Source organism: Rathayibacter sp. AY1B5 (genome assembly GCF_002932795.1).
Classification (GTDB): Bacteria; Actinomycetota; Actinomycetes; order Actinomycetales; family Microbacteriaceae; genus Rathayibacter.
This window is the reverse complement of record NZ_PSWM01000014.1, coordinates 22509-47054: the sequence shown is the minus strand read 5'-3', so window position 1 is coordinate 47054 and position 24546 is coordinate 22509. Positions and strand designations below refer to the sequence as shown.

The window sequence follows — 24546 nt, the reverse complement described above, 5'->3', positions numbered from 1 at the left end:
GTGTGCCCGGCCCGTATCGAAGGGGGCCCGCACGGCGACGCCCGGAGGAGTCAACCCTCTAGGCCGCGATCCGCGCGTCCGCTTCCCTGATGGCGGGGCCTCGGGAGGAGGCGCGGGGGTCTCGGGATCCCGAGGCCCCGGCACTCGATCGGGAGGGGACCGGATGCGGCGGAGCGGCCGGCGACTCCGCGGCGACCGGGCCTTCCAGGGCGCCGTCCTGATCGGAGTCGGGCTCATGGCGGCCGTCGACGAGATCGTCTTCCACCAGATCCTCGCCTGGCACCACTTCTACGACCGCTCCACTCCGGCGATCGGGCTTCTCTCGGACGGGCTGCTGCACGCGGCCGAGATCCTCGCGCTCGTCGGCGGCGGCTTCCTGCTCGCCGACGCGCGGCGCCGATCCGCCCTGCGTCCGCGCACGGCGTGGGCCGCGGGGCTCACGGGGGCGGGGCTGTTCCAGCTGTGGGACGGAGTCGTCGACCACAAGCTGCTCCGCGCGCACCAGGTGCGCTACGACGTCGACCTGCTGCTCTACGACTCCGCCTGGATCGCCTCCGGAGCGGTGCTCCTCGCGGCGGGGCTCCTCCTCCTGCCGCGGCGACGGCGCGCGACGGCGTGACTCCGCACGCCGACCACGCCCTGCTCGACCCGGGGCTGCTGCTCCTGGTCCCGCTGGCCGCCGCGACGGCGCTCGGAGGGGGCGCCGCGGCACTCGAGCGGCGGCGCGGACGGCCGTGGCCGCTCCGCCGCACCGCCCTGCTCCTCGGCGGGCTCGCGACCGCGGCGCTCTGCTTCACGGGTCCGCTCGCGGAGTGGTCGCACGCGGATCCGCGCGGGGCGATGCTGACGCACCTGGTCCTCGGGATGCTCGCGCCGCTCCTCCTGGTGCTCTCGGCCCCGGTCACCCTGGCCCTGCGTGCGCTCGACGTCGCCGCGGCCCGACGGCTCTCGCGGCTGCTCCGGAGCCGCCCGGCCCGTCTCCTCGCCCACCCGGTGACGGCGCTCCTGCTCTCGACCGGCTCCCTCTGGCTCGTGCACGCGACCGGACTGCTCGCCGCCGCGCACGCCGATCCGCTGCTGCACCTCGCGCTCGGCGTGCACTTCCTGCTCAGCGGCTGCCTGCTGACGGCGGCGCTCGCCGGAGTCGACCCGGACCCGCACCGCGCCCCGTTCGGCCTGCGCCTGGGCGTGCTCGGAGCGGGCATCGCCGCGCACGCGCTGCTCGCGACCGTGCTCTACGCCCAGGCGCCGGACGAGACCGGTCGGCAGGCCGCGCTCCTGCTGTTCTACGGAGGCGACCTGCTCGAGACGGCGCTCGCCGTGGTCGTCTGCGCCCAGCGCTACGCGGCGACCGGTCGGGGGCTCAGGGCACCGGAGCCGCGACCGGGACGGGATGTGCGGCGACCGCGGCCGCGCGCCGCGTCGCCCAGTTGTTGAGCAGCAGCGCCGTCACGACGATCGCCGCGCCGAGGAGGGCGACGGGACCCGGCCGGTAGCCGCCCGCCATGCTGATCGCGAAGGTCGTCACCGGGACGAGGTTCTGGAAGAGCGTGCCGTTGAGGGCGCCGAGCAGCTTGATGCCCGTGTTCCACAGCAGCACGGCGACGACGCCGGCCAGGAGGATCAGGTAGGCCAGCTGCGGCCAGGCCGCGAGCACCTCGGTGCCGGTCGGCGGGTGCGCGGAGCCGGTGGCCGTCGCGCCGGCGACCGCGACGGCGATCGAGGGGCAGCCGAGCGCGGTGGTGAGCGTCGAGTACCGCAGCGCCGACCAGCCGGGGAAGGCCGCGGCTCCGCGCGTGTAGACGACCCAGCAGATCGCGCCGAGCAGGGCGAGCAGCTCGCCGAACCCCAGCTCGCCGTCGAGGAGGAGGGCGACGTCGCCGCGGGTGACGACGAGCGCGACTCCTACGAGCGCGAGCAGGATGCAGCCGACGGTGGCCGACGGCGGGAGGCGCCGGGCGCCGATGCTCGCGAGCACCGCCCCGATGGCGGGCATCATCCCCATCATCAGGCTGACGTTCGGGGCCGAGGTGAACCGCAGAGCCGTGAAGGCGAGCAGGCCGAAGCCGGCGAATCCGGAGGCGCCGAGCAGCGCCAGACGCCACCCGCGGCCGTCGAGCCGGAAGGCGCGCGGCCCCTCCGCCCGGGCGAGCAGCACGGCCAGGACGACCGCGGCGGCGGTGTAGCGGATGAGGGTCATGGAGAAGGAGTCGACGGTCGCCGCGATGCTGTCCGCGACCGGGAGCATGCCGCCCCAGAGGATCGGCGGGATCAGGCAGAAGAGCAGACCTCGCGACCGCATGGCGCCCCTGACCCGTCGGGTGCGGCCGCCCCGGGTGCAGGCCGTCGCTCGATGGTGGACCCCGGCGGCCCGGCGCACAAGAGCGCCGCCGACCCCCGAACGGCCCGCCGTGAGGCGGCGCGGGAAGGGCGTGGACCGGATGGCGAGGAGGCTCGACGAGCCACCTGACCGGCTACGACGACGGTGGATATGCCGCAAGGGCCTTGCGTGGCCCCTTTAGGGGGACAAATTTCACTTGCTTCCATCATCTCCGTGCCCCTAAATTGATCGCAGCACCCCCCGATGCTGTCCTCTGTCAGGCCCTGCTCCGATCCCCCCGTCGGACGCCGTTCCTCACTCGGGTCGCGCCCACCCCGGCGACGACCTCAGTTCCGCGCGGGCGCTCATCAGCGCACATCGGCCCCGGCCGCGGAGAGGAACAGTCATGCGCACACAGCCCGGCCACGGCGCGGACGAGTCGACGGCTCCCCGTCGCCGGGCGACCTGGGAGGCGCACGACGAGGCGGCAGCGCGCCCGCTCCCCGGACGCCGTGCCGCCCGCCCCGGGCGCGAACGGGTCTCCGCTCCGCGCCGCCTCGCGTCCGCGCTGCCTGCTGGAGCGATGTCGGTGCCGGCTGCGCCGACCACGGTCCTGGAGCGTCCGGCCGCACCGGCCGCGCTCCTGGAGCGCCCGGCCGTCCCCGCTGCGGTGGTCGAGCGCCCGGTCGTGCCGGCCGCTGTCCTCGAGCGTCCGGCCGCCGCGATCGCGCTGCTGGAGCGTCCGGCCGCACCGACCGCGCTCCTGGAGCGTCCGCCGGCCCCGGCTGCGGTCCTCGAGCGCACTGCGCTCCCCGCCCTCGACACCGACCGGCTGCCTCCGGCGACCACCCCGATCGCCCGCACCAGGCCCCGCAGCGGCCGCCGCGCCTCGTCGCGCATCGGCGACCTGGTCGCCGCCCTCCCCGCCCACAACGAGGAGGCCGGGATCGCCGCGGCGATCGAGGGCCTGCGCCGGCAGACCTGGCCGCCGGACCGGATCGTCGTCATCGCCGACAACTGCACCGACGCCACGGTCGAGATCGCCCTCGCGCACGGGGCCGAGGTGTTCGTGACCGTCGGGAACAGCCACAAGAAGGCGGGCGGCCTCAACCAGTTCCTCGCCGAGGTCCTTCCGGGGCTGCGGGACGACGACCTGGTGCTCGTGCAGGACGCCGACTCCGCGCTCGACCCCGGGTTCCTCGAGATCGCGCGCGGCAAGCTGCACGGCGGCATCGGGGCGGTCGGAGGAGTGTTCCGCGGCGGTGAGGGCGGCGGCTTCGTCGGCCACCTCCAGCGCAACGAGTACGCGCGCTACGCCCGCGACGTGCGCAGGCTGAACGGGAAGTGCCTCGTCGTCACCGGGACCGCGGCCGTGCTGCAGGTCGCCGTCATGCGCCGCATCAGCGCGGCCCGCCTGGCCGGCTCCCTCCCCTCCGGAGACGGCATCGGCGGCATCTACGACACCACCGTCCTCACCGAGGACAACGAGCTCACATTCGCGATCCGCCACCTCGGCTACGACGTGCTGAGCCCCGCCGGCTGCACCCTCGTGACCGAGGTCATGCCGACCTGGGGCGACCTGTGGCGTCAGCGCCTGCGCTGGAAGCGCGGGGCGGTCGAGAACTGCGTGCAGTACGGCTTCACGCGGGTCACGGCTCCCTACTGGGGGCGCCAGCTGCTCACCATGCTCGGCTGCATCATCACGTACGTCTACCTCGCCACGATCGTCTACGCCGTCGGCTGGGGCGAGCTGAGCGTCCAGCCCTTCTGGCTGGCCGTCACCGCGATCTTCGTCGTCGAGCGGATCGTCACGGTCCGCGACCGCGGCTGGCGGTACATGCTCGCCGCCGCGTCGATGTACGAGCTCGTCGTCGACCTGTTCCTGCAGGTCGTCCACACCAAGGCCTACCTGGATGCGCTGACACGCCGTCAGCGCGACTGGTGAGACAGAGAGAGAGACATGTACAACCACATCGGAACAGCCGCCGGAGCCGGAGTCGGTGCCGGAACGCTCGCCATGACCGGGTTCGACTCGGTCTGGCTGGCCCTCGCGGCCTTCGCCCTCATCGCTGCGGGGACCGCCGTCCTGCGCATCGCTCCTCGCCGCAAGCGCGAGGTCTGAGACACGGTGGCGGGCGGGGGACAGCCCGCGCCCGTCACCGTCCCACGACCGCCGTCGCGGCGGAGGTCCGGCTCGCGGTGGTGTATCCGGTCTTCGTCCCGGTGACGGTCAGCGTGATCCGCTTCCCCGCCTGAGCCTTCGTGAGCGTGAACCGCGGCGACGTCGCTCCCGCGATCGCCGCGCCGTCCGCCTTCCACCGGTAGGTGAGGTGGACCGGAGCCGGCGTCCACGGACCCGGATCGGCCGTGAGCACCGCCCCGACCCGGGCCGTGCCCATGACGGTCGGAGTCGCGGCGCCGAGGGTGCCGGCGGCGACCGGTGCGGTCGGCTGCGAGGTCGCCGGGCCGGAGCCGTCGGCGGCGCTCACCGTCACGGTCACCCGCTTGCCGACCGCGGAGGAGGGGACCACGAGATCCGGACCCGTCACTCCCGCGATGTCGACGCCTCCCGCCGCCCAGCGGTGGACGAGCGGTTCCGTCCGACCGGCGGAGGAGGACAGCGTCGCGCCCACCGCGGCGGTCCCGACGACGACCGGAGCCGGCGCCGCGTCGGACCGGTAGACCGCGACGTGGTCGACGAGCATCGTCCCGCCGGAGCTCTTCGGAGCGGCCGCGCTGTCGCATCCGCAGACACCGTTGGGCAGCCCGCCCCCGATGGCGAGGTTCAGGATCAGCAGCACGTCGTTCGGCACCGCGGCCTGCCACGCGGCCGCGCCCACCTCCGACTCCCGCACCACGTGCCGGGTGACGCCGTCGATGAGGAACTCCACGCGCTCGTCGCCGGGCGCGGTCCGGTCGAGCAGCGCGGAGTAGCGGTGGAACCCCGTCACGCAGGACGCGCAGTCCAGCAGCCCGCTCGTCCGGCCGGCGGGCTCGTCGCAGGGGCCGCCGTCCGGCACTCCGCAGTGCAGCGTCTGGATCACCTGGGCGGTGCCGTTGACGGCCTCGAGCATGTCCAACTCGCCGGTCGCGGGCCAGTCGATGACGGCGTCCGCGTCCCGCCCGAGAGCCCAGAAGGCGGGCCAGTAGCCGGTGGCCTGCGCGACGTCCGGCAGCTGGATCGAGGCGGTCATCAGCAGTCGTCCGCCCGCCGGCGCCGAGAACGACTTGTCGGCGGTGACGATCCGCCCGGACGTCCAGGCCCCGGCGGAGTCGCGGAGGGCGCGGATGCCCAGAGCGCCGCCGCCCGTGAGGAAGACGTTCGCCGTCGACGCGGTCGTCCGGTCGATCGCTCCGGTGCCCCAGGTGCCGACCTCGTGCTCCCACTGGCTCCCGACCGGCGCGCCCGCCGGCCCGGTGAAGTCGTCGCGCAGGAGCGTGGTCCAGCCCGGGGCGTCGGCAGGCGCAGCCGTGACGGCCTGGCCGGCGGACGAGGCGACCGGAGTCGCGGACGCCGGCGCGAGGGCGGCGACCGCCTGCGGGGGCGTCGCCGCGAGCACTCCGAAGCACAGGGCCGCGAGGGCGAGGGCGAGACGCGGCCGGTGGAGGAGTCGTGAAGGCATGGCGAGTCCTCTGCGTCGACGGGGTGCACAGCTGCGTGCACTTCGACGCTAGTGAGGAGGACTCGCTCTTCCTCCACCCTCGAGGCGGGGTGATCCCCGGCACGAAAGCTCACCACCGGGCCCGTCCGGCGCGCTGACCTCCGCCGCGAGATGCCACTTGAGTACGCGACACGCCGCACGAGGCGTACCGAAGTGGCATCTCGCGGGAGGGGGACGGCGCGGGCCCGCTCAGTGCTCGGCGCGCCCCGAGTCCTCGATGAGGCGCACCTTCACGTTCACGGCGAGGGGCCCCGAGACCGACGGGTCGGCGGCGAGCAGCGCGTGCATCCGCTCGCCCACCAGGCGGAGCGTCTCGGGGGCCGGCAGTGCGGCGGACGCGGCGATGTGCGCGCTCACCGTGGTGAACCCCTCCGACCGGTCGATGTCGACCAGCACGTCGGGCTGCCGCAGCGCCAGCTTCACGGCGAGCGCGTCGGCCGCGGCCTCGACCACCGGCTGCGCCGGGTAGACCCCTGCGACGCCCTCGATGTCGCGGATCTCGGCGGTCAGCCGCTGCGAGAGCTCGGTGTCGTCGGTCATTCCCGCTCCTCCCGGTGGGGGTACACGTCGTCGACGGTCACGTCGATCGCGCCGACGATCAGCTCGGTGTGGCGCTCCAGGGCGTAGCGGATGCGCTCGCGCAGGCGGTCGGCGGCCACGGCGACCGGCAGGCCGAACTCGAGAGCGCAGGTCACGTCGATCCGCACCACGGCGCCGGGAGCCGAGACGTCGCCGTCGAGAGTGCAGCGGCCCATGATGACGCCGCCCATCGTGTCGCCGGCGCGGCGGATCATCCCGCGCACGGCCGCCTCGGTGAGCGCCAGGCGGAGGGTCGGGTCGGGGTGGCGGACGGGGATGTCGCGGCCGGAGCGCACCTCGGAGCGGATCGCGTCGAGCAGGCCGGCGATCCAGACCTCGTCGCGGTCGGGCTCGCGGTCGGCCTCCTGACGCAGCGCCCGCGCCGAGAGCTCGGTGAGGCGGGTGAGGTTCGCGAGAGCGAGCCGGCACGCGGCGGAGTTCTCGATCGAGGGGTCGCGCGGCTCGCGGCCGCGGTCGAGGTACTCGCCCAGCTCCTCGAGCGTGTGGCCGTCGAGGTCGTCCTCGGGCACGGCGGCGTCGTCGGTCATCGCCATGCCTCCAATTCGTGGAGCAGGAATCGACGGGCCCGGGCGAGGAGGCCGCGGACCGTCGAGACGGGGAGTTCGAGAGCGTCGGCGATCTCCTGGTAGCTGTAGCCGGCGGTCTCGCGGAGTAGCCAACAGCGTCGCTGATCAGCAGGCAATCGGTCCAGCGCTTCCCAGACCGCGTCCAGCTGGAGTCGCGCCTCGACGATGCGCTCGGGGGAGTGCTCGGGCGGCGCGGGCGGATCCCAGTCGTCGATGTCGTCGTGGCGGCGGCGGACGCGGATCCGGTCGATCGCCTTGTGGGTGACGATGCGCATCAGCCAGTTGCGGATGTGCGCCGGGCTGTCGAGATCGGCTAGGCGCCGCCAACCGGTGAGGAACGCCTCCTGCACCACGTCCTCGGACTCCGCCTCGGAGCCGAGGAGCTTCGCGGCGTAGACGCGCATGAGGGCGCCGTGGCGGCGGGCGAGCTGCTCGAACGCCTGCACGTCGCCGTCGACGGCGCGCGCGGCGAGGGTCGCGTCGGACGCGTTCAGGAGGGGGTCGTCGTCGATGAGCGCCTCCTCCGCGGTCCCGCGTGCGGTGTCCCCGCGCGCCGATGCCCTCAGTGTGGGGCGCCGTCCGGCATGACTACCAGCCTTGACAACGGGCCGCCGAATCCGCTGGCCGGATTGCGAGTGCCGCCGATGGGGGACGTCACGAGACGGGATTCGTGACATTCCGGCTCCTCGACACGTCTTGATTCCGTACCCCTCGTGCGTCCCCCCGAGCGCACGGACCCCGAACCCGGAAGAAGTCCCCCATGCACTGCTCCCTCCGCCGCCGCCCCGGGCGGACGTCATGAGCGAGTCGACCTTCACCCTCGGCAGCCCGTTCGCGGGCGACGAGCGGGCCGACCGGCGCTACGAAGCCTCCGGCGACGATCCGTCCGCCGCGTCCGCCGTCTACTCCGAGGCGTACGGCGGAGGCGAGTTCCGCGTCGCTCCGTCGCAGCGCGGCTTCTCCTACCGCTACGCCGTCCGCGGCAGCGAGCGGGTGACCCTGCGCACCTCCGACTGCTCCGGCACCCTCACCGGCCGGGTCCCGCATCTGAAGGAGTACGTCGTCGGCTGGTTCCGGGCCGGCGGCGGACGCCTGAACCTGCCGCCCTTCACCCGCACCGGCACGCTGTCGGCCCCGTTCCTGTTCCCCGCTGAGCGGCAGTTCGGTCTCGAGTTCGAGCCGCACCGGCAGAACCTCATCCACTTCGCCCCCGGGTTCCTCGAGGACGTCGCGACCGAGACGCACGCCGGCCCCCGCCAGCCCGTCTCCTTCGACCACGAGGCCGAGGCCGACCCGGGAGTCCTCGCCCGCTGGCGCGCCGCGGTGACGGAGGCGACCGCCGCGCTCGCGACGGCCGCCATCACACCGCTGGTGCGCTTCACAGCAGAGCTCGACCTCGCTCGCGTGCTGCTGCTGCTGTTCCCGTGGCGCGCGTGGGACGTGCCGGCCGTGCTGCGCCGACCGTCCGCGTCCAAGACCCGGGTCGCGCTGGACTTCCTCCAGCACCACGCCCACGAGCCGATCACCCCGGCCGACGCCGCCCGCGCGGCCGGTCTGCACACCCGCACCCTGCAGCAGGCGACGAAGCGGCACCTCGGAGTGTCGCCCTCGGTCTACCTGCGCGACGTGCGGCTGGACCGCGCCCACTCCGACCTGATCGCCGGCGACCCCTGCTCGACAACCGTCGCCGCGGTCGCCCGCGAGTGGGGCTTCGGCAACCTCGGCCGCTTCGCGAGCGCCTACCAGGTGCGCTTCGACGAGAAGCCGAGCCACACGCTGCGCCGCTGACGCGCAGCCCCTGCGAGCCCGAGAGCCCGGACCGTCCCAGGACGGTGCCGGGCCCTCGTCGTCTCCGGGTGCCTCTCGAGGGACCGTTTCGGAGGATGCTCCATCGTGTCCTCCGACCGGTCTTCTGGACACGGACCTCGTGGCACTCGGCGCCGGCTCAGCCCGGCTGATGCACGTGGATGTCGCTGCTCGACGTCACGCCGTTGAACTCGAGATACAGCTGCCCCTCGACGACCGACACGGTCAGCGTGTTGCGGCGCTCGAGTACCGCGACCGCGGCATCCAGGAACCCCTGGTCGAAGCTCTGGACGGTGATCTGCTCGAGCTGGTGGACGCGCTTGCCCGACCACGCCGCGATCACCTTCTCCGGGTTGCGATGCGTGTAGACCGTCGTGCGGTCGGCCAGCCTGCTCCCGAAGTGCAGTCGCTCGGCATCGGGCGCGCCCACCTCGATCCACGTGGTCAGCCTGCCGGTGAGATCGCGGACCAGCACCGCCGGCTCGGTCGCCGTCGACGAGATCCCCTCGCTGAAGGTGATCCCCTCCACGTATTCGAGGCAGTACGCGAGCACGCGCGTCATCATGTACACGTCGGTCTCGGAGGGGTGCCGAGCGGCTCGCACAGTGATGTCCTCGTACACGCCGCGGTCCACATCAGCCAGCTGTATCGCGAAGTTGTACATCACTGCGCCGGCTGCCACGTGTGGGAGCTTATGTCCTCTCGCTCATCGAGGAGCGCGAGGATTCTCCGGCGCCGGTGGGGGCATCGCGTCGGCGCGCCTCCACGCAGGAACGGCCCGGCAGGAGGCATTCACTCCGTCGAGAGCGTCTCACTCTGGGCGACGTTCAGACCCAGTGGACCCCGCTGCTCGGCTCCAGCCCGGCACGCTCGTCCGTCGCAGCGTCCTCGACTCCTCCGCCGGTGGGGTCCAAGACGTCGTCGGTCGGAGGAGGCGCTCACGCGGCCCGGCCACGCCGTCGTGCCTGCCGCCGGACCCTGTGTACTCCGCTGGCCGCTCAGCGAGTGCGCCGCCCGGGCCTGTTCGATGACCGCCGTCGCGACAGTGTTCTGTCACCGCTGCTGATCGATGAATGGTGCAGACGGAGCTGTAATCGAGTCGAGAGCGCCGTGCGAAAACAGTAATGGAAGCTAATTGCCGACATTTCAGCGGTAGCCCTTTGCTGATAGCGTCGCCCGCGGCGCGTAGGCAACACGATACTCAGCGCAATTCTCGACGTGTTGGCGTCGGTAGGAGGGGACGCGTTGGAGTTGTCGGTGCTCACGCCTGCCTCGATGACACTTGAAGGGCACTCTTGGTGTTATTGCTCAAAGCGTCGAATGAGGCCGCGCGGTAGTGTCGCAAGGTTGGTTTACCGGCTCTTCATGTCGCCGCCGCGGGAGGATCTGAGGCCGGAAAGAGGAGTCGGCCGATGTTCGGTCGATGCTCTGAGCCGATCCCGGGCGTTCTACGGGGCTTCGTGAGAAGGTTGCGACTAATCGCCCGCTTTGATGGTAAGAACGCGTGCCCGCCGGGAATCACGTTGGCGGTGATTCTGGCGGCGGCGACGTCGTCATCGTTCACGAGGGCTTCGAGTTTGACCTCCTCGCAATTCGCAACTTCTTCCCCACCGTCCGCCGTGGCGAGATAATCCTGAGCCGTCTACCGAAGCCAACCGATACAATGTTCTTGTCCGGCAACTGGGTATGTCTGCCGCGAAGACCAGAGCACAGCGTCATGCCTTGTGCCACCTCACGCTTATCGGGTTCTGATCGTCCGCCGCCTACGAGCCGTCTTGCATAGTGTCGGTTCAGTTTCGTCCGTCGGTCACGTCATGACTCTCGTTCTTTATACCCACTGGACCCCGCTGCCCGGCTCTAGCCCGGCTCGCTCTTCTGCGGCCGCATCCTCGACTCCTCCGCCGGTGGGGTCGGAAACATCGTCGGTGAAGGCAATGTCGGCCAATCGCTCCGGCGAGGACCCGATATCGAACAGAGCCGCGTACTCAGGAAGTCGGTAGCGGCGCCCGAGTAGTGGACCTCCCGCTCTCTCGCGGTAGAGGACGACTGCAACACCCTCCGTGTCCTCGACTCCAAGTACCCACACGAGGGCTGCAGAGCGCGGATCGCGAACATCTACGACTCGCGCCCGCAAGTGCTCGAGGAACCGGGCGACGTCGGAAGAAGTCACCTGCTTCTCCTTGCCTTCCTTCAGTCGCTTAATCGAGTTCGAGGCGAATAGCTCATTTCGACGGTGGTGGTCATCGCCGAAGGGTATTTGTCCGAACTGGTGGAAAAGACGGTACCGGCGAAGGCTGGATCCACCCTATCAGGGCAGTCGCCTGACCGATCGTCCGAAATGCAGTAGCTCGTCTTCACGCCGAGGGTCCCGTTGATGTCGACGCCGTAGTAGTTGGACACATATTCACAGGCCATGACGAGCCTGACGGGGATGCTGTCCGTGTAGGTGCACTTCCCGTCTGCGCAGACCTTCTTATTGGCGTATGCTTCGTAGCGAGCATCCGATCCTTGGAAGGTCGCACCTTTTGGGTTGTTCGAGATGAAGCGGAGCGTTTGAAACTTGTGAATGTTGTGCTTGGTCTGGATCTTTACCCAACCGAAGCCCTTGTTTCCGTTCCAAGCCCCTGACCGGACGAACAGGGATCGCTTCTCGGTATTCTTCCACTGGAAGACGATCGTGCTTCCGTCGGCCGCGGCAGCTGTCGCGGTCGGCACGAAGCAACCCGTCACGATCGAGAGCAGCAGGGTAACGAGAACGGCTCCGCGCTTCATTCGTCGCGAATTCCTCTGAAGTGCCGGCATCATTTCAACTCTGTTGAGCCTTGCTCGCATGAGACCCTACGTGCTCGAGACGCTCCCGTCTTGAATCTGGCGCGGGGGCGGTTGCGGAGGCGCCTTCTAGCTGGCGGCGGCGTGCCCGCGGCGAGTACCGAGCAATCCGGCTCCGCGAACTCCGCTCACCCGTCTCGCGCGAACCCCTTGTGCTCCACCTCTTGTGCACTCGGCTGGCCGCTCCGCGAGTGCTCCGCGGGGGCCTGTGCAGCCCGCTGGCCGCGAAACGCATCCGCGCTCGACGTTTCCTGCACCTTGGCTGAGCCACCGGGACGTCCGGGCCCCGGGCCACGTCTTCATCATGTGCCACGGATCGTGAGCACCGCGGCCCCCGGCCACGACCTCTGACCATCTGGAGAAGATCATGACCAACGTCACCCCCACCAGCCTCGCCAACGCCTCCTCGGCCAAGCACGGCACCGCTACCTCGGCCGGCAAGAACACGATCGCCGACGGCGTCGTCGAGAAGGTCGCCGGCATCGCGGCCCGCGAGGTCCCCGGCGTGCACGACCTGGGCAACGGCGCCGCCCGCGCCATCGGCGCCATCCGCAACGCGATCAACGCGCAGGACCGCGGCCAGGGCATCTCCGTCGAGGTCGGCGAGAAGCAGGTCGCCGCCGACATCACCGTCGTCGCCGAGTACCCCGTCGCGCTGCAGAAGCTCGCCGACAGCGTCCGCTCCGCCGTCTCCGAGGCCATCTCCTCGGTCGTCGGCATGGAGGTCGCCGAGGTGAACGTCACCATCTCCGACGTCTTCATCCCCTCGGACGACAAGGACGACGAGACCGAGAGCCGCGTCAAGTGACTCCGTCCCACATCGGCCTGGTCCTCGGCGCGGTCCTCGCGCTGACGGCTCTCGTCTTCGGCTTCTGGGCGCTCCTCTGGGTCGCCCTCGCCATGGCGATCGGCTACGGCGTCGGGCGGGTCGTCGAGGGCAAGCTCGACCTGCGCTCCCTCGGCGACACCCTCCGCGGGCGGCGGTCCTCGTGACCGCGGCGGTGATGGCCGACGAGGCCAGCCACGGCCGCACGACGATCAGCTCGCGCGCCGTGCGCCGAGTCGTGTCGGCCGTCACCGCGGAGGCGCTCGACGTGAACTCGTCCGACGTCTCCGTCGAGCTCGACGACGAGGGAGGACGCCTCCACGTCGTCGCGCACGCCCCCATCCACGTCACGCCCCTGGGCGAGACGGGCCGCCGCTCCTCCGGGACGCTGCTGGACCGACTCAGCCGGGCGCAGACGACCATCCGCTCGCGCTGCCTCGAACTGACGGGCTCCACGATCGGCCGGGTCGACCTCCGGATCACCGGTGCCGACCTCCGAGAACGAAGGAGGGTGTCGTGACGACTCCCACCACTGCCGGCCGGGCGCTCTACCCGCGCCTGGTGCGGCGCGAGACGCACTCGTCCCGCTCCGGATCGGCGATCGTCCTCGCCGTGCTGCTCATCCTCCTGTTCGCGTGGCTGGGCACGGAGGCGGTCCTCGCCGTCCTCGGGCAGCCCGCGCTGCTCGTGGCCCCCCAGGACGGAGCGTCCTCGCTGCTGAACGCGGCCGCAGCGCCCATCGCGCTGACCGCCGCCGCCGGCGCCGTTCTCGCGCTGATCGGGCTCGTCCTGATCGTCGTGTCGCTCAAGCCCGGCCGTCGAGGCCGTCGCGCCGTCAGCACGGACCGCACCGCGGCGATCGTCGACGACCGCGTCATCGCGCAGGCCGTCGCCCGCACCGCCGGCTACGCCGGTGACGTCGACCCGGACAACGTGTCGGTGTCGGTCGGATCCCGCGTCGTCGACGTGACGGTCTCCCGCACCTCCGGCCGCAGCATCGACGTCACGCCGATCCGCGAGGCCGTCGACGCCGAGCTCGCCACGTTCGACTGCACCCCGCGCCTGCGCTCCAAGGTGCGCCTGTCCGAGAAGGGAACGGTCCGCTGATGACCACCACGAACCGATTCCTCAACCGGCTGCTCCTGTTCGTCGTGGGCCTCGTCCTCCTCCTCGCCGGCGGCGCCGTCGCGGTGGGGTCGCTGCTCCCGCAGGTCCAGGAGAACGTGTCCACCGCCGCGCAGGACGCGGCCGACCCCACGAGCCAGGCCCTCTCGGGCGGCACCCCGTGGATCCTCTGGGTCATCGCGGTCGTCGCGCTCGTCCTCATCCTGCTGCTGGTGCGCTTCATCGTGCGCCAGGGCCGCGGCCGCACCTCCACGCTGCTGCGCGTCGGCTCCGGAGAGGGAGCGGGGACGCCCACGGGCGGCTCCGTCACCATCGACGCGAAGGTCGCCGAGCAGGTCCTCGAGGAGGCTCTGTCGCAGGAGCCGTCCATCGTCGCGGTCGACGTGACCGCGTTCGAGATCAAGCACCAGAAGGTGCTGCGCGTCACCGCGCACACCCGCCGCGGCGCCTCGCCCGCCCGTACCCGGCAGACGGTCGACCAGGCCGTCCGCCAGTGGGACGCCCTCCTCGGCGAGGAGACGCCCGTCGTCATCCAGATCGTCAGCGGTCTGCGGACGAAGATGAGCGGCACCGCCCGCGTGCAGTAGCCGCCGGCACCACCGTCCGGCCCTCCCGATCGGGAGGGCCGGAGAGCCCCGCTCAGGCGGGATGGAAGACTTTCTGAAGGAGCACCCCATGTCCGATCCGATGGAGCCCGGCACCGTCGAGCGCATCCGCACCGACGAGCAGTCGACCCCGAACGAGCAGAGCCGACGCGAGTCCGCCCGCCGGGACGCGACGCCGTCCGAGCCCGCGACGACCGAGAGCCGGGTCGCGACCGCCGCCGGCGAGAGCGCCCAGCGCGTGTCCGGCGTCCACCACCTCGGCGGAGCCGTCGCCCGCGGCCTCGACCGCGCCTCCCGCCGCGTGCTGGGCACCAGCACCGTCCCCGGAGTGACGGTCTCGAAGGCCGACGGCGTCACCACCGTCGACATCGACCTCGTCGTCGAGTACCCCCACCCGGTCCGCGAGGTCCTGGACGCCGTGCGCGATCAGGTGCAGCGCGTGGCGGAGCCGGTCGCCGGCGGCCACGTCGTCGTCAACGTCGAGGCGACCGACGTCCACGGCCCGTTCGATCCGATCGAGAAGCCGGAGGAGGACAAGGAGCCGCTCGTCGACACCGCCGAGCGGGCCGCGTCCGACGCCCGCGACTCCGCCGTCGAGGCCGTCGGGAACGCCCGCGACGCCGTCTCCGGTGCCGTCGACTCCGCCCGCGGACGCCTGGCGGACGCCGCCGACGACGCCGCGGACGCGATGGACCGCGCGGCCGACGAGCGCGACGAGCGCGCAGCCGCCCAGAAGACGGCCGACGACGAGCGCGCCGCCGAGCGCGACGAGGACGACCCCCGCTTCGAGACGCACGCCGCCCCGGCCGTCGTCGAGACCGCGGAGTTCGTGGTCCGCGTCCAGGTCGAGCCGGTCGACGACGCCGGCGACCCCCGCACCGCGACGGTCGAGGTCGCGCCGGCGGAGTCCGAGCACGTCGACCGCGACGACGCCCGGGCCGACGAGGCCGCCCACGACGACTCGGACGCCCCCCGCTCCGAGGACGCCCCCCGCTCCGAGGACGACCGCGCGTCGTCCGCCGCCGGTCGGGAGTAGTCCCGTGCGCACCCGCTCGTACGGCGCGCGACGCAAGCCGCGTGCGGCCTGGATCGCGCTCGCCACGGGCGTCGTGCTCTCGTTCGTGGTCGTCGTCGCCGTGCTGCTGCCCGTCCTCGGGCTGATCGGCGCGGCCGACGGGACCACGGCCGGGGCGCTCGACGTCCCGGTCGGCGCGATCGTCCTCTCGATCGTCATCAGCTACGCGGTCGGCCTGGCCTGCCTCGCGGTCTCGTTCCTCTCCCGCAACGCGGCCCTCGCCTGGATCGCTGCGGTGGCCGCCGTGATCGCGACGCTCATCGGCTCGATCTGGCCGCTCATCGCGACCGGATTCGCCAGCGTCGACCAGGCGAAAGACGTCATCCCCTTCATCCAGGACCTGATCGCCCGGGTCCGGGGGTAGCGTCGGGGCGATGAGCTCCGACTACCTCCGCGCCTACGACGACCAGCTCCGCTCCGACGCCGAGACCCCGAGCGCCGTCTCCGTGACGCGCGAGGGGCCTCTGCGTCTGGTGACCTTCGCCGGCGGACGCGGATTCGTCACCTACCGCGACCTCGGCGGCGCCTCCTCCGAGGAGATCGCCCGCCTGGTCGCCGCGGCCTGCGCGCACTTCGACGCCGATCCCGGCGTCACCCGCGTCGAGTGGAAGACCCGCGGGCACGACGAGGCCCCCGGCCTGCACGACGCGCTCGTCGCGAACGGCTTCGCGCCCGACGAGGCCGAGTCGATCATGATCGGCCCGGTCGAGGCGCTGCTCTCGGACCGGCCGGTCCCGGAGGGGGTCGTGCTGCGGCGGGTCATCGACGAGCCGGACGTCCGCAACTTCAGCGCGATGATCGACGCCGCCTTCGAGGAGGAGGTCGACGTGTCGATCGCCGACTCGCTCGTCGCCCGCCTGGCGCGCGGCGACGGCATGGAGCTGTGGGTCGCCGAGGTCGACGGGCGGATGGCGTCCGGCGGCCGGCTCGAGCCCGTCCCCGGCACCGCCTTCGCCGGCATCTGGGGCGGAGCGACGCTGCCGGAGTACCGCGGACGCGGGCTCTACGGCCTGGTCACCGCCGCCCGCGCCGCCTCCGCCCGGGACCTCGGGAAGACCCTCGTGCACAGCGACTCCACCGAGTACTCGCGGCCCATCCTCGAGCGCGCGGGCCTCGTGCGGGTGTCGACGACGACGCCGTACCGCCGGCGCCGGACCCGGTAGCGCCCAGCGGGGGTGGATCTCGATACGCGCGCTACTCGATCAGCAGACGCCTGGTGGTCGTCTGCAGCGGAGCGGCGTATCGAGACCCGTCCGTTCGTGCGCGGGATCAGCTCGGGGACGTGATCTCGAGCGCGATGTTGTCGGGGTCGCGGAACTCGAGGAGGCTCATGCCGCCGGCGTCCTTGATCGGCTCGTGCGCGATGCCGAGGCCGTCGAGGACGGCTGCGGCGGCCTTCAGTGCGTCGAGGTCGGGGACGGTGAAGCTGACGTGGTCGAGTCCGACCCGGTCCTCGTCGAAGCGGTCGTCGCCGGGTGCGACGGGGCGCAGGCCCAGCAGTCCGCCCGGGAACTGGTAGATCACTCCGCCGAAGACGAACGCCAGCTGCTCCTTCTCCTCCGGCGACGCGTCGGCCGGCGGCGCCTCGAAGGCGACGTCGAAACCGAAGACGGAGTCGTAGAACGGGCGCGAGACGGCGATGTCGCGGACGGTGAGTCGGACGTGGTTGTAGTCGACAGCGGGGATCGGCACAGGGGTTCCTCTCGGCGGGGCGGGCGGAGTGCCCGTCTCCATTTATTCGGAGGCGGCGGGCCGCCGGTTCGGGGCTGGCGTCGCCTCCCGGGATCGGGTAGCGCGTCAGTCCAGCTCGGTCGGCCGCGCAGGCTCGGCCAGCAGCGCGCGCGCCGCCATCCCGATCACCGCGCTGTAGGTGGGGTAGGCGAAGCGGACGTTCGCGAGGGTCGCGAGGTCGACTCCGGCCGCCATCGCCGTGGTCACCGACTGCACGACCTCGATCGCGTTCTCGCCGACCGCGTGCGCGCCGAGCAGCAGCTCGCGGCGCCGGTCGGCGATCAGCGTGAGGAAGCCGTTCTCGCGGTCGTCGATGACGGCGCGGTCCAGGTTCGAGAACGGCACCGAGGCGACGACGCACTGCGGATCGCGCTCGCGGGCCTGCTCCTGCGTGAAGCCGACGCCTGCGTAGTCCGGGTCCGTGAATCCGCCGGCGGGCAGGAGGAACTGGGGCGTGCGCCGGTTCGCGCCGAGCACCGCGTTCTCGGCGGCGGCCTCCGCCTCGAACTGCGCCGCCTGCACGAGCATGTCGCGCCCGTTCGCGTCGCCGACCGCGAAGATGTGCGGTACCACGGTGCGGAAGTACTGGTCGGCGGGGATCGCCGAGCGGACGACCTCGATGCCCGCGTTCTCGAGTCCCAGGTCCTCGACGTCGGCGGGCCAGCCGGTGGCCATGATCACCACGTCGACCTCGGCTGTGCGGTCCTCGCCGCCCTCGCGCCACGTGATCGCGAGCGAGCCGTCGTCCTGCCGCTCGATGCCCGACACCGTCTCGATCCCGGTGCGGACGCGGACGCCCTGGCGCTCGAAGGCGGACGCGACGTGCTCGGAGATGCTGGAGTCGGAGGTCATCAGGATCCGCGGGGCGACGTCGAGGAGCGTCACCTCCGAGCCGAACGCGTTGAAGACCGTGACGAGCTGGGCACCCGTGTTGCCGCCGCCGATCACGGCGACGCGGCGGGGCAGCCCGGTCAGCCCGAGCACGTCCTCCGGCACGGTCGCGAGCTCGGCGCCCGGGATCGGCAGCCGCCGGGAGTGCCCGCCGACGCAGACCATGATCGAGCGCGCGCGGATCCGCCGCCCGCTGTCGAGCACGAGGGTGCTCTCGTCGACGAAGCGGGCGCGGCCCTCGTGGATCAGGTCGACCCCCGCCTCCTCGAACCGCTGCGCCTCGCGCTTGATCGAGCGCACCAGGTCCACGCGCTCGTGCACGTGGCGCACGGTCGCGGTCCAGTCGAGGACGGGAGTGCCGATCTCGATGCCGTAGTCGCCGGCCGAGCGGGTCTCGCGCATCATCCGCGCCGTCTTCGCCAGGACGCGGGTGGGCACGCAGCCGGTGTTGACGCAGGTGCCGCCGACACGCGCGGCCTCGAGCACGACGACGCGCGCTCCCAGTTCCGCGGCACGGAGGGCGGCGGCCGTCCCCGCGGGTCCTGCGCCGATGACGGCGACGTCGTACTCGTCCTGCTCGGGAGTGCTGTCGGGCACGGGGACCTCCGGTTCTGGGTGTTCCTCGATCCTCCCGCGCCGCGCCCCGCCGCACCCGGCCTTGACAGCGCGCGAGCGGCAGGGCGTCCGCGAGCGCCGCCCGTGCCACTGGCTGAACATCGGCCGGGGACGGTTGCCCGGCGGGCGCCCCGCACGGTGGGATGACCGGGTGGGCTGCGGCGGGGGACTCGAGCGGAAGGCGCTCCGATGAGCGCCCGCACCTTCGGGGTGGAGGAGGAGTACCTCCTCGTCGACGCCGGCACGTTCCTCCCGACGCCCGCGGCGCCGCTGCTGCTCGGCTCCGTCCGCGGCTCCCCGGCGGTCGCCCTGGCCGCCGAGCTCAAGGCGGAGCAGATCGAGGCGGTCGGCGCTCCCGCCCGCACGCACGACGCGCTGCTGGCGGGCCTGCGCGAGGGCCGCCGCCTGGCCGACGAATCCGCCCGCGAGGTCGGGGCCCGAGCCGTCGCGGTGGCGACCAGCCCCGCCGCGTTCGAGCCGCACCTCTCGGCCGACGAGCGCTACGACCGGATGGCCGAGCGCTTCGGCCTCGTCGCCCGCGAGCAGTTCACCTGCGGCCTGCACGTCCATGTCGGAATCGGATCGCCGGAGGAGGGCATCGCGGTCCTCGACCGGCTGCGCGGCTGGCTGCCCGCCCTCCTCGCCCTGAGCGCCAACTCCCCGCTGAGCGCCGGCGTCGACACCGGCTTCGCCAGCTGGCGCTACCAGTCGTGGGGGCGCTGGCCCACCGCGGGCCCGGTCGGGATCTGGGGCGACCTCGCGCAGTACCGCAGCGTCGTCGCCTCCCTCACCTCCTGCGGCGTCCTGCTGGACGAGGGGATGCTCTACTTCGACGCCCGCCTCTCGCGGGCGCACCCGACCGTCGAGGTGCGCATCGCCGACGTCCCGCTGCACGCCGAGGACTCGGCGCTGATCGCCGTCCTGATCCGGGCGCTCGCCGAGACCGCCGTCCGCGACGCGGGCGCCGGGGTCCCGCCCGTGCCGCTGCCGACTCCGGTGATCGCCGTCTCCTCCTGGCTCGCGAGCCGCCACGGCACGACCGGCGACCTCATCGATCCGGTCGACGGCTGCCCGGCCCCCGCCTCCGCGGTGCTGGCGCGCCTGCTCGACCACGCGGGCCGAGCGCTGGCGGAGTCGGGCGACGACGAGGTCGCGGCGTGCGGCGTCGAACGGGTCCTGGCGCGGGGCACGGGAGCGGAGCGGCAGCGCGCGGTGTGGGAGCGGACGGCGTCCGTGTCCGAGGTGATCGCGGACGCGGCGGAGGCGACGCGCGCCTAGCGGCTCAGGGCTCGCTGGTCGCGGGGTCCGCCGCACCGGGCGCCGCTGCTCCGGACTCCACCGTTCCGGGCTCCGCCGCCTCGGGCTGCGGCGACTCCGGCACCAGCTGGTAGCCGCCCTCGATCGTGCCGTCCGGGCGGAGGAGGATCTGCGTGTACACCGGGGCACCGCTGCGGAGCGTCGTGCCGCTGACCCGGAGGGGCTCCCCGGCGAAGAACGCCTCGGAGCCGGTGCAGCCGGCGAAGAAGGACGCGTCCGGGCGCTGCACGGCGAGGCACACCGTGGTGCCGTTCGGCTCGGTGATCAGCAGGCGGTCGTTCTCGGCGGTGTCGAACCCGGACCCGTAGACGACGGCCTCGCCGGCGAGCAGGGCGAGGCCCGGCGGGACGTCGGTGGTCGGCTCCCAGCCCTCGACGAGCGCGGCGAAGCGATCGGCGGGAGTGGCGGAGGCGGTCGGCGTGGCGACGGGGTCCGCGGGAGGCGGGAGGAGGAGCGCGGTGGGGACGATCGCGCCGACCGCGGCTCCGCCGACGATCGCGGCGGCGAGCACGAGGCGGCGGCGGCGAGGGTGGGGCGCCCGCGGGGCGCGCCGGTCGGGGTGCTCGGCGGGCGACTCCGGAGTCTCGGAGCCGGTGGGCGCCGACAGCGGGAGTGCGGTCGCGGACAGGGGGAGACGCGGGTCGGTCGCCGTGCCGGGATGTGCGGCGCCCGGCTGCGCCCCGGACAGCGCGGCGCCGGTCTGCGCGCCGGACCGCGACGCTCCGGGAGGCGCGTCCTCCGCCTCCAGCTCGCCGAGCCGCCGCAGCGCCTCGCGCCGCTCGTCCCGGTCGGCGCCGTCCTCGCGGGGTCGGGCCGACAGGATCCGCTCGAGATCCCTGCGCTCGTCGTCGTCGGCCTGCACTCCGCCAGTATGACGGCGCCGGACACGGGAACGGCCCGCGACCGCCGGAACGTCGCCTTCACAGCGGTGTCCCGGCGGCCGCGGGCCGTTCCGCTGAGGGCGTCAGCCCGACGGGTTCTCGACCGGTTCGCCCTCGGGGTCGGTGGCCGTCTCGGGGTCGACGTGCTCGGGGTCGGTGGTCTGCGGGTCCTCGGGAGTGTTCTTCTCGGTCATCGGATCCTCCTTGTCGCTGGATGCGGAACGTGCGGACGCCGTCAACGCTACGGCGCGCGTTCCGGCCACCGCGCCCGGTTGACTCCGCCGCCCGGCGTCCGTAACCGAGGTCAGGAGCGGCGGATCCGCCCGAGCGGCCCGTCCCGCTGCTTCTGACCTCGGCTCCGGACGCCGCTCGCCTCAGCCGGCCCCTTCACCCGTGGCAGCCGCGAGCCTCCACCGCAAGGCCTGGCAGCCGTCTTCCGCGATTCGTACTCTGAACCGATCGAGCCGAGGAGCAGCAGCGCCACATGATCCGCACCACCGTCACCATCGAGGGCAAGACCTACGGGCTGTCCCAGGGGACCGACGTCGCCGATCTGAAGCGGTCGGCGACCGAGGCGACACAGGCCGGAGGAGGCCTCGTCGACTTCGTGATCGTGGGCAACCGCCAGGTCAGCGTCCTGATCTCGACGGGCGTGCCGGTGATCTTCGAGGAGCTCGAGGTGCCGGACGACGACCGCGACACCGGCGACGTCCACCGGCCGTGGGACGACATCGACTACCTCGACTGACCCCGCCTTCCCGGTCGCGCCGAGTCGCGGCCGGGTCCCAGACGCCTGAGGGGCGCCGCCGGCTGGACCCGGCGTCTCTCGGGCACCTCGTGGCGCGCTACTCCGCGGACTCGCTCTCGGCCAGCTCGCCCGCGACCAGCGTGCGGGCGGCCGAGGCGAGGGCCGAGCGGATGCGCTCCGCGGACTCCTGCAGCATCGCCGCGATCGCGTCGACGTCGTGGCCGCCGGTGTGGCGGAGCAGCCAGGCCTGACGCTCGAGCGTCGGCAGGGCGTGCAGGCGGCGGTGGAAGCCCGAGCGCAGCAGGTCGTCCTCGCGGATCGCAGGGGCGGCCTGCTCGGCGCGCTCCATCGCGGAGCCGCCGCGCTGCACGCTCGCGCGACCGACCTCGGTGCGCATCAGGTCGAGGGCGCCCGTGTCGTCGAGTCCCTGCGGCCGTCCGCTGCGGACGGTGACCGCGGCGTGGCGGAGGGCGGCGCTCGCCGCAGAGTCCGAGAGCGTGAGGCGGTAGGCGTACGCATAGAGGCCGAGGGCGCGGTTCTCGAGGGCGCGGCCGGCGAGCAGCTCGCCCTGCTGCTGCGACTGCGTCATGCCGACGGCGGCGACAGGTCTGTCGTAGGTGGTCACGGTGACTCCTCGGCTCCGCGCGCTCCCGGTCGGACAACGCGTCGGAGGCGATGCTAGGGAGTCGAGAACGATCGTTCTACCCTTGACATCTCAGGATCCTTTTCGATGCATGCGCATGGAAGCGCTTTCCCGACAACCGTCCTGAAAAGTGGAAGCGCTCTCACTCCCGCGCCGAGAGGATGCAGAACTCGTTGCCCTCCGGGTCGGCGAGCACGACCCACGACTGCTCGCCCTGCCCGACATCGGACCGCGTCGCCCCCAGGGCGACCAGCCGCGCGACCTCCGCCTCCTGGTCGTCCGGCACGAAATCCAGGTGCAGGCGGTTCTTCACGGTCTTGCGCTCGGGCACGTCGAGGAAGAGCAGACTCGGCCCGCGGCCCGACGGGGCGAGCAGCTCGATGCCGTCCTCGTCCTCGTCCACGACGTCCCAGCCGAGCGCCTCCTGCCACCAGTGACCGAGGGTCCGGAAGTCGGTGCAGTCGACGATGATCTCTTCGAGTCGGAGGGCCATGCCCCGACGCTAATCGGCGCAGGGCGTGTCGGGGAAGTGCGTCCGGCGGGTCCGCCCGGCGCCGCGGCTCCGTCCGGCCGTCTGGTCCGCGGACACGGGCCCGTGCCGCTTCGGCACGACCGCTGGCGGCCGGAGCGGCGGCGCGGCATCCTCGACCCGGGTGCCCCTGCGCCCGGGGACGAGGAGCAGCATGAGCACCGCACGCGAGCAGTGGGAGGCGCGCTACGCCGACTCCGATCGGATCTGGTCGGGCCGGCCGAACGCGACGCTGGTCCGGCTGGTCGGCTCGCTGCCCCCGGGCCGCGCCCTCGACCTCGGCGCCGGCGAGGGGGCGGACGCGCTGTGGCTGGCGTCGCTCGGCTGGCGCGTGACCGGGCTCGACCTCTCCGAGACGGCGCTGGGCCGGGCCCGCGCGGCCGCGGCCGAGCGGGGCGCCGAGGTGGACTTCGTGCAGGCCGACCTCGCCGAGGACTGGCCGGTCGTGGGGGAGTTCGACCTGGTGGCGGCGAGCTTCCTGCACTCGATGGCCGAGTTCCCGCGGATCGACGTGCTGCGGCGGGCCGCCTCCGTCGTCGCTCCCGGCGGCCGCCTCGCCGTCGTCTCGCACGCCGCGCCCCCGCCGTGGGCGAGCGGCGACGACCACCGCCACGGAGCGATGCACCTCGTCGGCCCGGAGGAGGAGCTCGCCGAGCTGGCCCTCGACCCCGCCGACTGGACCGCGGAGCTCGTCGAGACGCGGGAGCGCGCCGTGACCGCTCCCGACGGCACGGCCGCCGTGCTCCTGGACGGCGTGCTGCTCCTGCAGAGACGCGGCTGAGCAGGCGCCGCTCGAGGACCCGCGGCCGGGCTAGCGTGGTCCGCGACCCCGACCCCGCAGGAGGCGCCGATGCCGCTCGATCCGTACCTCGCCGCTCGGCTGCCCCTCCTGGCCGGCCTCGCGTATCCGCTCGACGCCGAGCAGGCCGCCCGCATGGCCGCCTTCGAGGAGGATCCGGGGCCCTGGTCGATTCCCGAGGGGGTCGACGTCGTCACGGAGTCGGCGCCCGGCCCGCACGGACCGGTCCCGCTGCGCGTGTACGCCCCCGCCGCTCCCGAGCGCGCTCTGCTCTGGGTGCACGGAGGGGGGTTCGCCGCCGGCAGCGTCGACATGCGCGAGTCGCACGTCGTCGCTGCGGAGCTCGCCCACCGGGCGCGGGCCCGGGTCGTCTCCGTCGACTACCGGCTCGCCGGCCCCGACGTCCGCTACCCCGTCCCGCTCGACGACGTGCACGCCGCCTGGCGCCACCTCCGCTCCACGGAGGCCGGATCCACACCCGTCGCGATCGGCGGCGCGAGCGCGGGAGCGGCTCTCGCCCTCGGCGCGGTCCTCCGCGAGCGCGACGCCGGCGCTCGGCTGCCGGAGCACGTGCTCCTGGCCTACCCCTTCGCGCACTTCCCCAACCCGGCCGTCGACGACGCGATCGCGGCCGAGCTGCGCGAGCTGCCGCCGGTCCTCCGCTTCCCTCCGTCGAGCATCGAGGGCATGGTGCGCACCTACCTCGGCCGGATCTCCGACCTGCCCGTCGAGGCGCTGCCCGGCTCCGCGCCGTTGGCGGGTCTGCCTCCGGTCACGGTCCTCGTGAACGAGTACGACGAGCTGCGGGGGTCGGCAGAGCTGCTCCTGCGCCAGCTCGCGGAGGCGGGCGTCGCCGTGACCGGGCACCTGGCGGCCGGGATGCCCCACGGGCACCTCAACCGGACGCCGGCGCTGCCCGAGGTCGACCGCTCGCTGCACCTCTTCGCCGCCCAGCTGCGCGCGATGGGCTGAGGCGCC

The 24546-nt window shown here is 72.9% G+C and carries 29 protein-coding genes; 17 read left to right on the top strand and 12 right to left on the bottom strand.

The features are described from left to right. The first annotated feature begins 163 nt into the window (after positions 1-163). Both C5D44_RS10305 and C5D44_RS10300 read left to right on the top strand, forming a co-directional pair. A complete protein-coding gene (locus C5D44_RS10305) occupies positions 164-619 on the top strand; it encodes a DUF2243 domain-containing protein (RefSeq protein WP_104281598.1) in 456 nt (151 codons plus the stop codon). Then, the gene (locus C5D44_RS10300; protein ID WP_104281597.1) at positions 616-1437 is read left to right on the top strand and encodes a cytochrome c oxidase assembly protein; all 822 of its coding nucleotides are present in this window, start codon (positions 616-618) and stop codon (positions 1435-1437) included. Before C5D44_RS10305 ends, C5D44_RS10300 begins: the two co-directional genes overlap by 4 nt. Here the strand turns inward: C5D44_RS10300 and C5D44_RS10295 are convergent. Continuing rightward, positions 1364-2302, bottom strand: a complete 939-nt coding sequence (locus C5D44_RS10295; RefSeq protein WP_104281596.1) for a DMT family transporter — start codon at positions 2300-2302, stop codon at positions 1364-1366. The genes C5D44_RS10300 and C5D44_RS10295 overlap by 74 nt on opposite strands. 424 nt (positions 2303-2726) lie before the next feature. On the opposite strand from C5D44_RS10295, the gene C5D44_RS10290 reads away from it, so the two are divergent. Together C5D44_RS10290 and C5D44_RS18075 are read left to right on the top strand one after the other, a co-directional pair. Continuing rightward, positions 2727-4265, top strand: a complete 1539-nt coding sequence (locus C5D44_RS10290; RefSeq protein WP_258067947.1) for a glycosyltransferase family 2 protein — start codon at positions 2727-2729, stop codon at positions 4263-4265. Between the two features lie 15 nt (positions 4266-4280). Beyond that, positions 4281-4442 carry a hypothetical protein gene (locus tag C5D44_RS18075; protein ID WP_167305255.1) on the top strand — a complete coding sequence of 54 codons (162 nt, stop codon included), beginning with the start codon at positions 4281-4283 and terminating at the stop codon, positions 4440-4442. Positions 4443-4476: 34 nt separating this feature from the next. Here C5D44_RS18075 and C5D44_RS10285 read toward each other — a convergent pair whose 3' ends face one another. The 4 genes from C5D44_RS10285 to C5D44_RS10270 form a co-directional block, all read right to left on the bottom strand. Beyond that, a complete protein-coding gene (locus C5D44_RS10285; protein WP_104281594.1) occupies positions 4477-5943 on the bottom strand; it encodes a family 16 glycosylhydrolase in 1467 nt (488 codons plus the stop codon). Positions 5944-6171: 228 nt separating this feature from the next. Then, positions 6172-6522 carry a hypothetical protein gene (locus C5D44_RS10280; protein ID WP_104275712.1) on the bottom strand — a complete coding sequence of 117 codons (351 nt, stop codon included), beginning with the start codon at positions 6520-6522 and terminating at the stop codon, positions 6172-6174. Next, a complete protein-coding gene (locus C5D44_RS10275) occupies positions 6519-7109 on the bottom strand; it encodes an Asp23/Gls24 family envelope stress response protein (RefSeq protein WP_146082619.1) in 591 nt (196 codons plus the stop codon). Before C5D44_RS10275 ends, C5D44_RS10280 begins: the two co-directional genes overlap by 4 nt. Further along, positions 7106-7594 carry an RNA polymerase sigma factor gene (locus C5D44_RS10270; protein ID WP_244248147.1) on the bottom strand — a complete coding sequence of 163 codons (489 nt, stop codon included), beginning with the start codon at positions 7592-7594 and terminating at the stop codon, positions 7106-7108. Before C5D44_RS10270 ends, C5D44_RS10275 begins: the two co-directional genes overlap by 4 nt. 352 nt (positions 7595-7946) lie before the next feature. Between C5D44_RS10270 and C5D44_RS10265 the strand changes: the two genes are divergently transcribed. Next, the gene (locus C5D44_RS10265; RefSeq protein WP_104281593.1) at positions 7947-8936 is read left to right on the top strand and encodes a helix-turn-helix transcriptional regulator; all 990 of its coding nucleotides are present in this window, start codon (positions 7947-7949) and stop codon (positions 8934-8936) included. A gap of 157 nt (positions 8937-9093) precedes the next feature. Here C5D44_RS10265 and C5D44_RS10260 read toward each other — a convergent pair whose 3' ends face one another. Then, on the bottom strand, positions 9094-9636 hold the full coding sequence (locus tag C5D44_RS10260; RefSeq protein WP_104281592.1) for a YaeQ family protein: 543 nt from the start codon (positions 9634-9636) through the stop codon (positions 9094-9096). Positions 9637-11144: 1508 nt separating this feature from the next. Further along, positions 11145-11726, bottom strand: coding sequence for a hypothetical protein (locus tag C5D44_RS10255; protein WP_104281591.1), 582 nt, complete (start codon positions 11724-11726; stop codon positions 11145-11147). Positions 11727-12150: 424 nt separating this feature from the next. On the opposite strand from C5D44_RS10255, the gene C5D44_RS10250 reads away from it, so the two are divergent. The 8 genes from C5D44_RS10250 (at position 12151) to C5D44_RS10215 (ending at position 16577) form a co-directional block, all read left to right on the top strand. After that, positions 12151-12591, top strand: coding sequence for an Asp23/Gls24 family envelope stress response protein (locus C5D44_RS10250; RefSeq protein WP_104275716.1), 441 nt, complete (start codon positions 12151-12153; stop codon positions 12589-12591). Continuing rightward, positions 12588-12776 carry a DUF2273 domain-containing protein gene (locus C5D44_RS10245; protein WP_104223990.1) on the top strand — a complete coding sequence of 63 codons (189 nt, stop codon included), beginning with the start codon at positions 12588-12590 and terminating at the stop codon, positions 12774-12776. Before C5D44_RS10250 ends, C5D44_RS10245 begins: the two co-directional genes overlap by 4 nt. Next, the gene (locus tag C5D44_RS10240) at positions 12773-13129 is read left to right on the top strand and encodes a hypothetical protein (RefSeq protein ID WP_244230558.1); all 357 of its coding nucleotides are present in this window, start codon (positions 12773-12775) and stop codon (positions 13127-13129) included. The genes C5D44_RS10245 and C5D44_RS10240 overlap by 4 nt, the downstream gene beginning before the upstream one ends. After that, positions 13126-13716 carry a DUF6286 domain-containing protein gene (locus C5D44_RS10235; RefSeq protein ID WP_104225847.1) on the top strand — a complete coding sequence of 197 codons (591 nt, stop codon included), beginning with the start codon at positions 13126-13128 and terminating at the stop codon, positions 13714-13716. Before C5D44_RS10240 ends, C5D44_RS10235 begins: the two co-directional genes overlap by 4 nt. Beyond that, positions 13716-14321 (top strand): hypothetical protein, encoded by a 606-nt coding sequence (locus C5D44_RS10230; RefSeq protein WP_104238125.1) that lies wholly within the window; start codon positions 13716-13718, stop codon positions 14319-14321. Before C5D44_RS10235 ends, C5D44_RS10230 begins: the two co-directional genes overlap by 1 nt. A gap of 88 nt (positions 14322-14409) precedes the next feature. Continuing rightward, positions 14410-15375, top strand: coding sequence for an Asp23/Gls24 family envelope stress response protein (locus C5D44_RS10225; protein ID WP_181118488.1), 966 nt, complete (start codon positions 14410-14412; stop codon positions 15373-15375). A 4-nt stretch (positions 15376-15379) separates the two neighbouring features. Then, positions 15380-15778 carry a hypothetical protein gene (locus C5D44_RS10220; protein WP_104281589.1) on the top strand — a complete coding sequence of 133 codons (399 nt, stop codon included), beginning with the start codon at positions 15380-15382 and terminating at the stop codon, positions 15776-15778. A 10-nt stretch (positions 15779-15788) separates the two neighbouring features. Then, the gene (locus C5D44_RS10215) at positions 15789-16577 is read left to right on the top strand and encodes a GNAT family N-acetyltransferase (protein WP_104281588.1); all 789 of its coding nucleotides are present in this window, start codon (positions 15789-15791) and stop codon (positions 16575-16577) included. A 106-nt stretch (positions 16578-16683) separates the two neighbouring features. On the opposite strand, the gene C5D44_RS10210 is transcribed toward C5D44_RS10215, so the two are convergent. Both C5D44_RS10210 and C5D44_RS10205 read right to left on the bottom strand, forming a co-directional pair. Then, on the bottom strand, positions 16684-17106 hold the full coding sequence (locus C5D44_RS10210) for a VOC family protein (RefSeq protein WP_258067946.1): 423 nt from the start codon (positions 17104-17106) through the stop codon (positions 16684-16686). Positions 17107-17211: 105 nt separating this feature from the next. Next, entirely contained in the window at positions 17212-18633 is a 1422-nt protein-coding gene (locus C5D44_RS10205) for an NAD(P)/FAD-dependent oxidoreductase (RefSeq protein ID WP_258067945.1), read from the bottom strand. A gap of 207 nt (positions 18634-18840) precedes the next feature. Between C5D44_RS10205 and C5D44_RS10200 the strand changes: the two genes are divergently transcribed. After that, positions 18841-19929 carry a glutamate--cysteine ligase gene (locus tag C5D44_RS10200; protein WP_104281585.1) on the top strand — a complete coding sequence of 363 codons (1089 nt, stop codon included), beginning with the start codon at positions 18841-18843 and terminating at the stop codon, positions 19927-19929. Between the two features lie 4 nt (positions 19930-19933). Here C5D44_RS10200 and C5D44_RS10195 read toward each other — a convergent pair whose 3' ends face one another. Beyond that, positions 19934-20830: a hypothetical protein gene (locus tag C5D44_RS10195; RefSeq protein WP_104281584.1), complete on the bottom strand. Its 897-nt coding sequence runs from the start codon at positions 20828-20830 to the stop codon at positions 19934-19936. 503 nt (positions 20831-21333) lie between these two features. Between C5D44_RS10195 and C5D44_RS10190 the strand changes: the two genes are divergently transcribed. Beyond that, positions 21334-21597 (top strand): hypothetical protein, encoded by a 264-nt coding sequence (locus C5D44_RS10190; protein ID WP_104281583.1) that lies wholly within the window; start codon positions 21334-21336, stop codon positions 21595-21597. A gap of 97 nt (positions 21598-21694) precedes the next feature. Here the strand turns inward: C5D44_RS10190 and C5D44_RS10185 are convergent, their stop codons facing one another. Together C5D44_RS10185 and C5D44_RS10180 are read right to left on the bottom strand one after the other, a co-directional pair. Continuing rightward, positions 21695-22222, bottom strand: coding sequence for a hypothetical protein (locus tag C5D44_RS10185; RefSeq protein WP_104281582.1), 528 nt, complete (start codon positions 22220-22222; stop codon positions 21695-21697). 160 nt (positions 22223-22382) lie between these two features. Then, entirely contained in the window at positions 22383-22733 is a 351-nt protein-coding gene (locus C5D44_RS10180) for a VOC family protein (protein ID WP_104275726.1), read from the bottom strand. 190 nt (positions 22734-22923) lie between these two features. On the opposite strand from C5D44_RS10180, the gene C5D44_RS10170 reads away from it, so the two are divergent. Then, the gene (locus tag C5D44_RS10170; RefSeq protein ID WP_104275728.1) at positions 22924-23550 is read left to right on the top strand and encodes a class I SAM-dependent methyltransferase; all 627 of its coding nucleotides are present in this window, start codon (positions 22924-22926) and stop codon (positions 23548-23550) included. A gap of 69 nt (positions 23551-23619) precedes the next feature. Next, positions 23620-24540: an alpha/beta hydrolase fold domain-containing protein gene (locus C5D44_RS10165; RefSeq protein WP_104281580.1), complete on the top strand. Its 921-nt coding sequence runs from the start codon at positions 23620-23622 to the stop codon at positions 24538-24540. Positions 24541-24546 lie beyond the last annotated feature (6 nt).

Excerpts from the sequence above, each read along its gene's own strand:
- C5D44_RS10305 (WP_104281598.1), top strand. The coding sequence starts at position 164 with ATGCGGCGGAGCGGCCGGCGACTCCGCGGCGACCGGGCCTTCCAGGGC.
- C5D44_RS10295 (WP_104281596.1), bottom strand. The coding sequence starts at position 2,302 with ATGCGGTCGCGAGGTCTGCTCTTCTGCCTGATCCCGCCGATCCTCTGG.
- C5D44_RS10290 (WP_258067947.1), top strand. The coding sequence starts at position 2,727 with ATGCGCACACAGCCCGGCCACGGCGCGGACGAGTCGACGGCTCCCCGT.
- C5D44_RS18075 (WP_167305255.1), top strand. The coding sequence starts at position 4,281 with ATGTACAACCACATCGGAACAGCCGCCGGAGCCGGAGTCGGTGCCGGA.
- C5D44_RS10285 (WP_104281594.1), bottom strand. The coding sequence starts at position 5,943 with ATGCCTTCACGACTCCTCCACCGGCCGCGTCTCGCCCTCGCCCTCGCG.
- C5D44_RS10280 (WP_104275712.1), bottom strand. The coding sequence starts at position 6,522 with ATGACCGACGACACCGAGCTCTCGCAGCGGCTGACCGCCGAGATCCGC.
- C5D44_RS10275 (WP_146082619.1), bottom strand. The coding sequence starts at position 7,109 with ATGACCGACGACGCCGCCGTGCCCGAGGACGACCTCGACGGCCACACG.
- C5D44_RS10265 (WP_104281593.1), top strand. The coding sequence starts at position 7,947 with ATGAGCGAGTCGACCTTCACCCTCGGCAGCCCGTTCGCGGGCGACGAG.
- C5D44_RS10255 (WP_104281591.1), bottom strand. The coding sequence starts at position 11,726 with ATGAAGCGCGGAGCCGTTCTCGTTACCCTGCTGCTCTCGATCGTGACG.
- C5D44_RS10250 (WP_104275716.1), top strand. The coding sequence starts at position 12,151 with ATGACCAACGTCACCCCCACCAGCCTCGCCAACGCCTCCTCGGCCAAG.
- C5D44_RS10230 (WP_104238125.1), top strand. The coding sequence starts at position 13,716 with ATGACCACCACGAACCGATTCCTCAACCGGCTGCTCCTGTTCGTCGTG.
- C5D44_RS10225 (WP_181118488.1), top strand. The coding sequence starts at position 14,410 with ATGTCCGATCCGATGGAGCCCGGCACCGTCGAGCGCATCCGCACCGAC.
- C5D44_RS10215 (WP_104281588.1), top strand. The coding sequence starts at position 15,789 with ATGAGCTCCGACTACCTCCGCGCCTACGACGACCAGCTCCGCTCCGAC.
- C5D44_RS10200 (WP_104281585.1), top strand. The coding sequence starts at position 18,841 with ATGAGCGCCCGCACCTTCGGGGTGGAGGAGGAGTACCTCCTCGTCGAC.
- C5D44_RS10190 (WP_104281583.1), top strand. The coding sequence starts at position 21,334 with ATGATCCGCACCACCGTCACCATCGAGGGCAAGACCTACGGGCTGTCC.
- C5D44_RS10180 (WP_104275726.1), bottom strand. The coding sequence starts at position 22,733 with ATGGCCCTCCGACTCGAAGAGATCATCGTCGACTGCACCGACTTCCGG.
- C5D44_RS10170 (WP_104275728.1), top strand. The coding sequence starts at position 22,924 with ATGAGCACCGCACGCGAGCAGTGGGAGGCGCGCTACGCCGACTCCGAT.
- C5D44_RS10165 (WP_104281580.1), top strand. The coding sequence starts at position 23,620 with ATGCCGCTCGATCCGTACCTCGCCGCTCGGCTGCCCCTCCTGGCCGGC.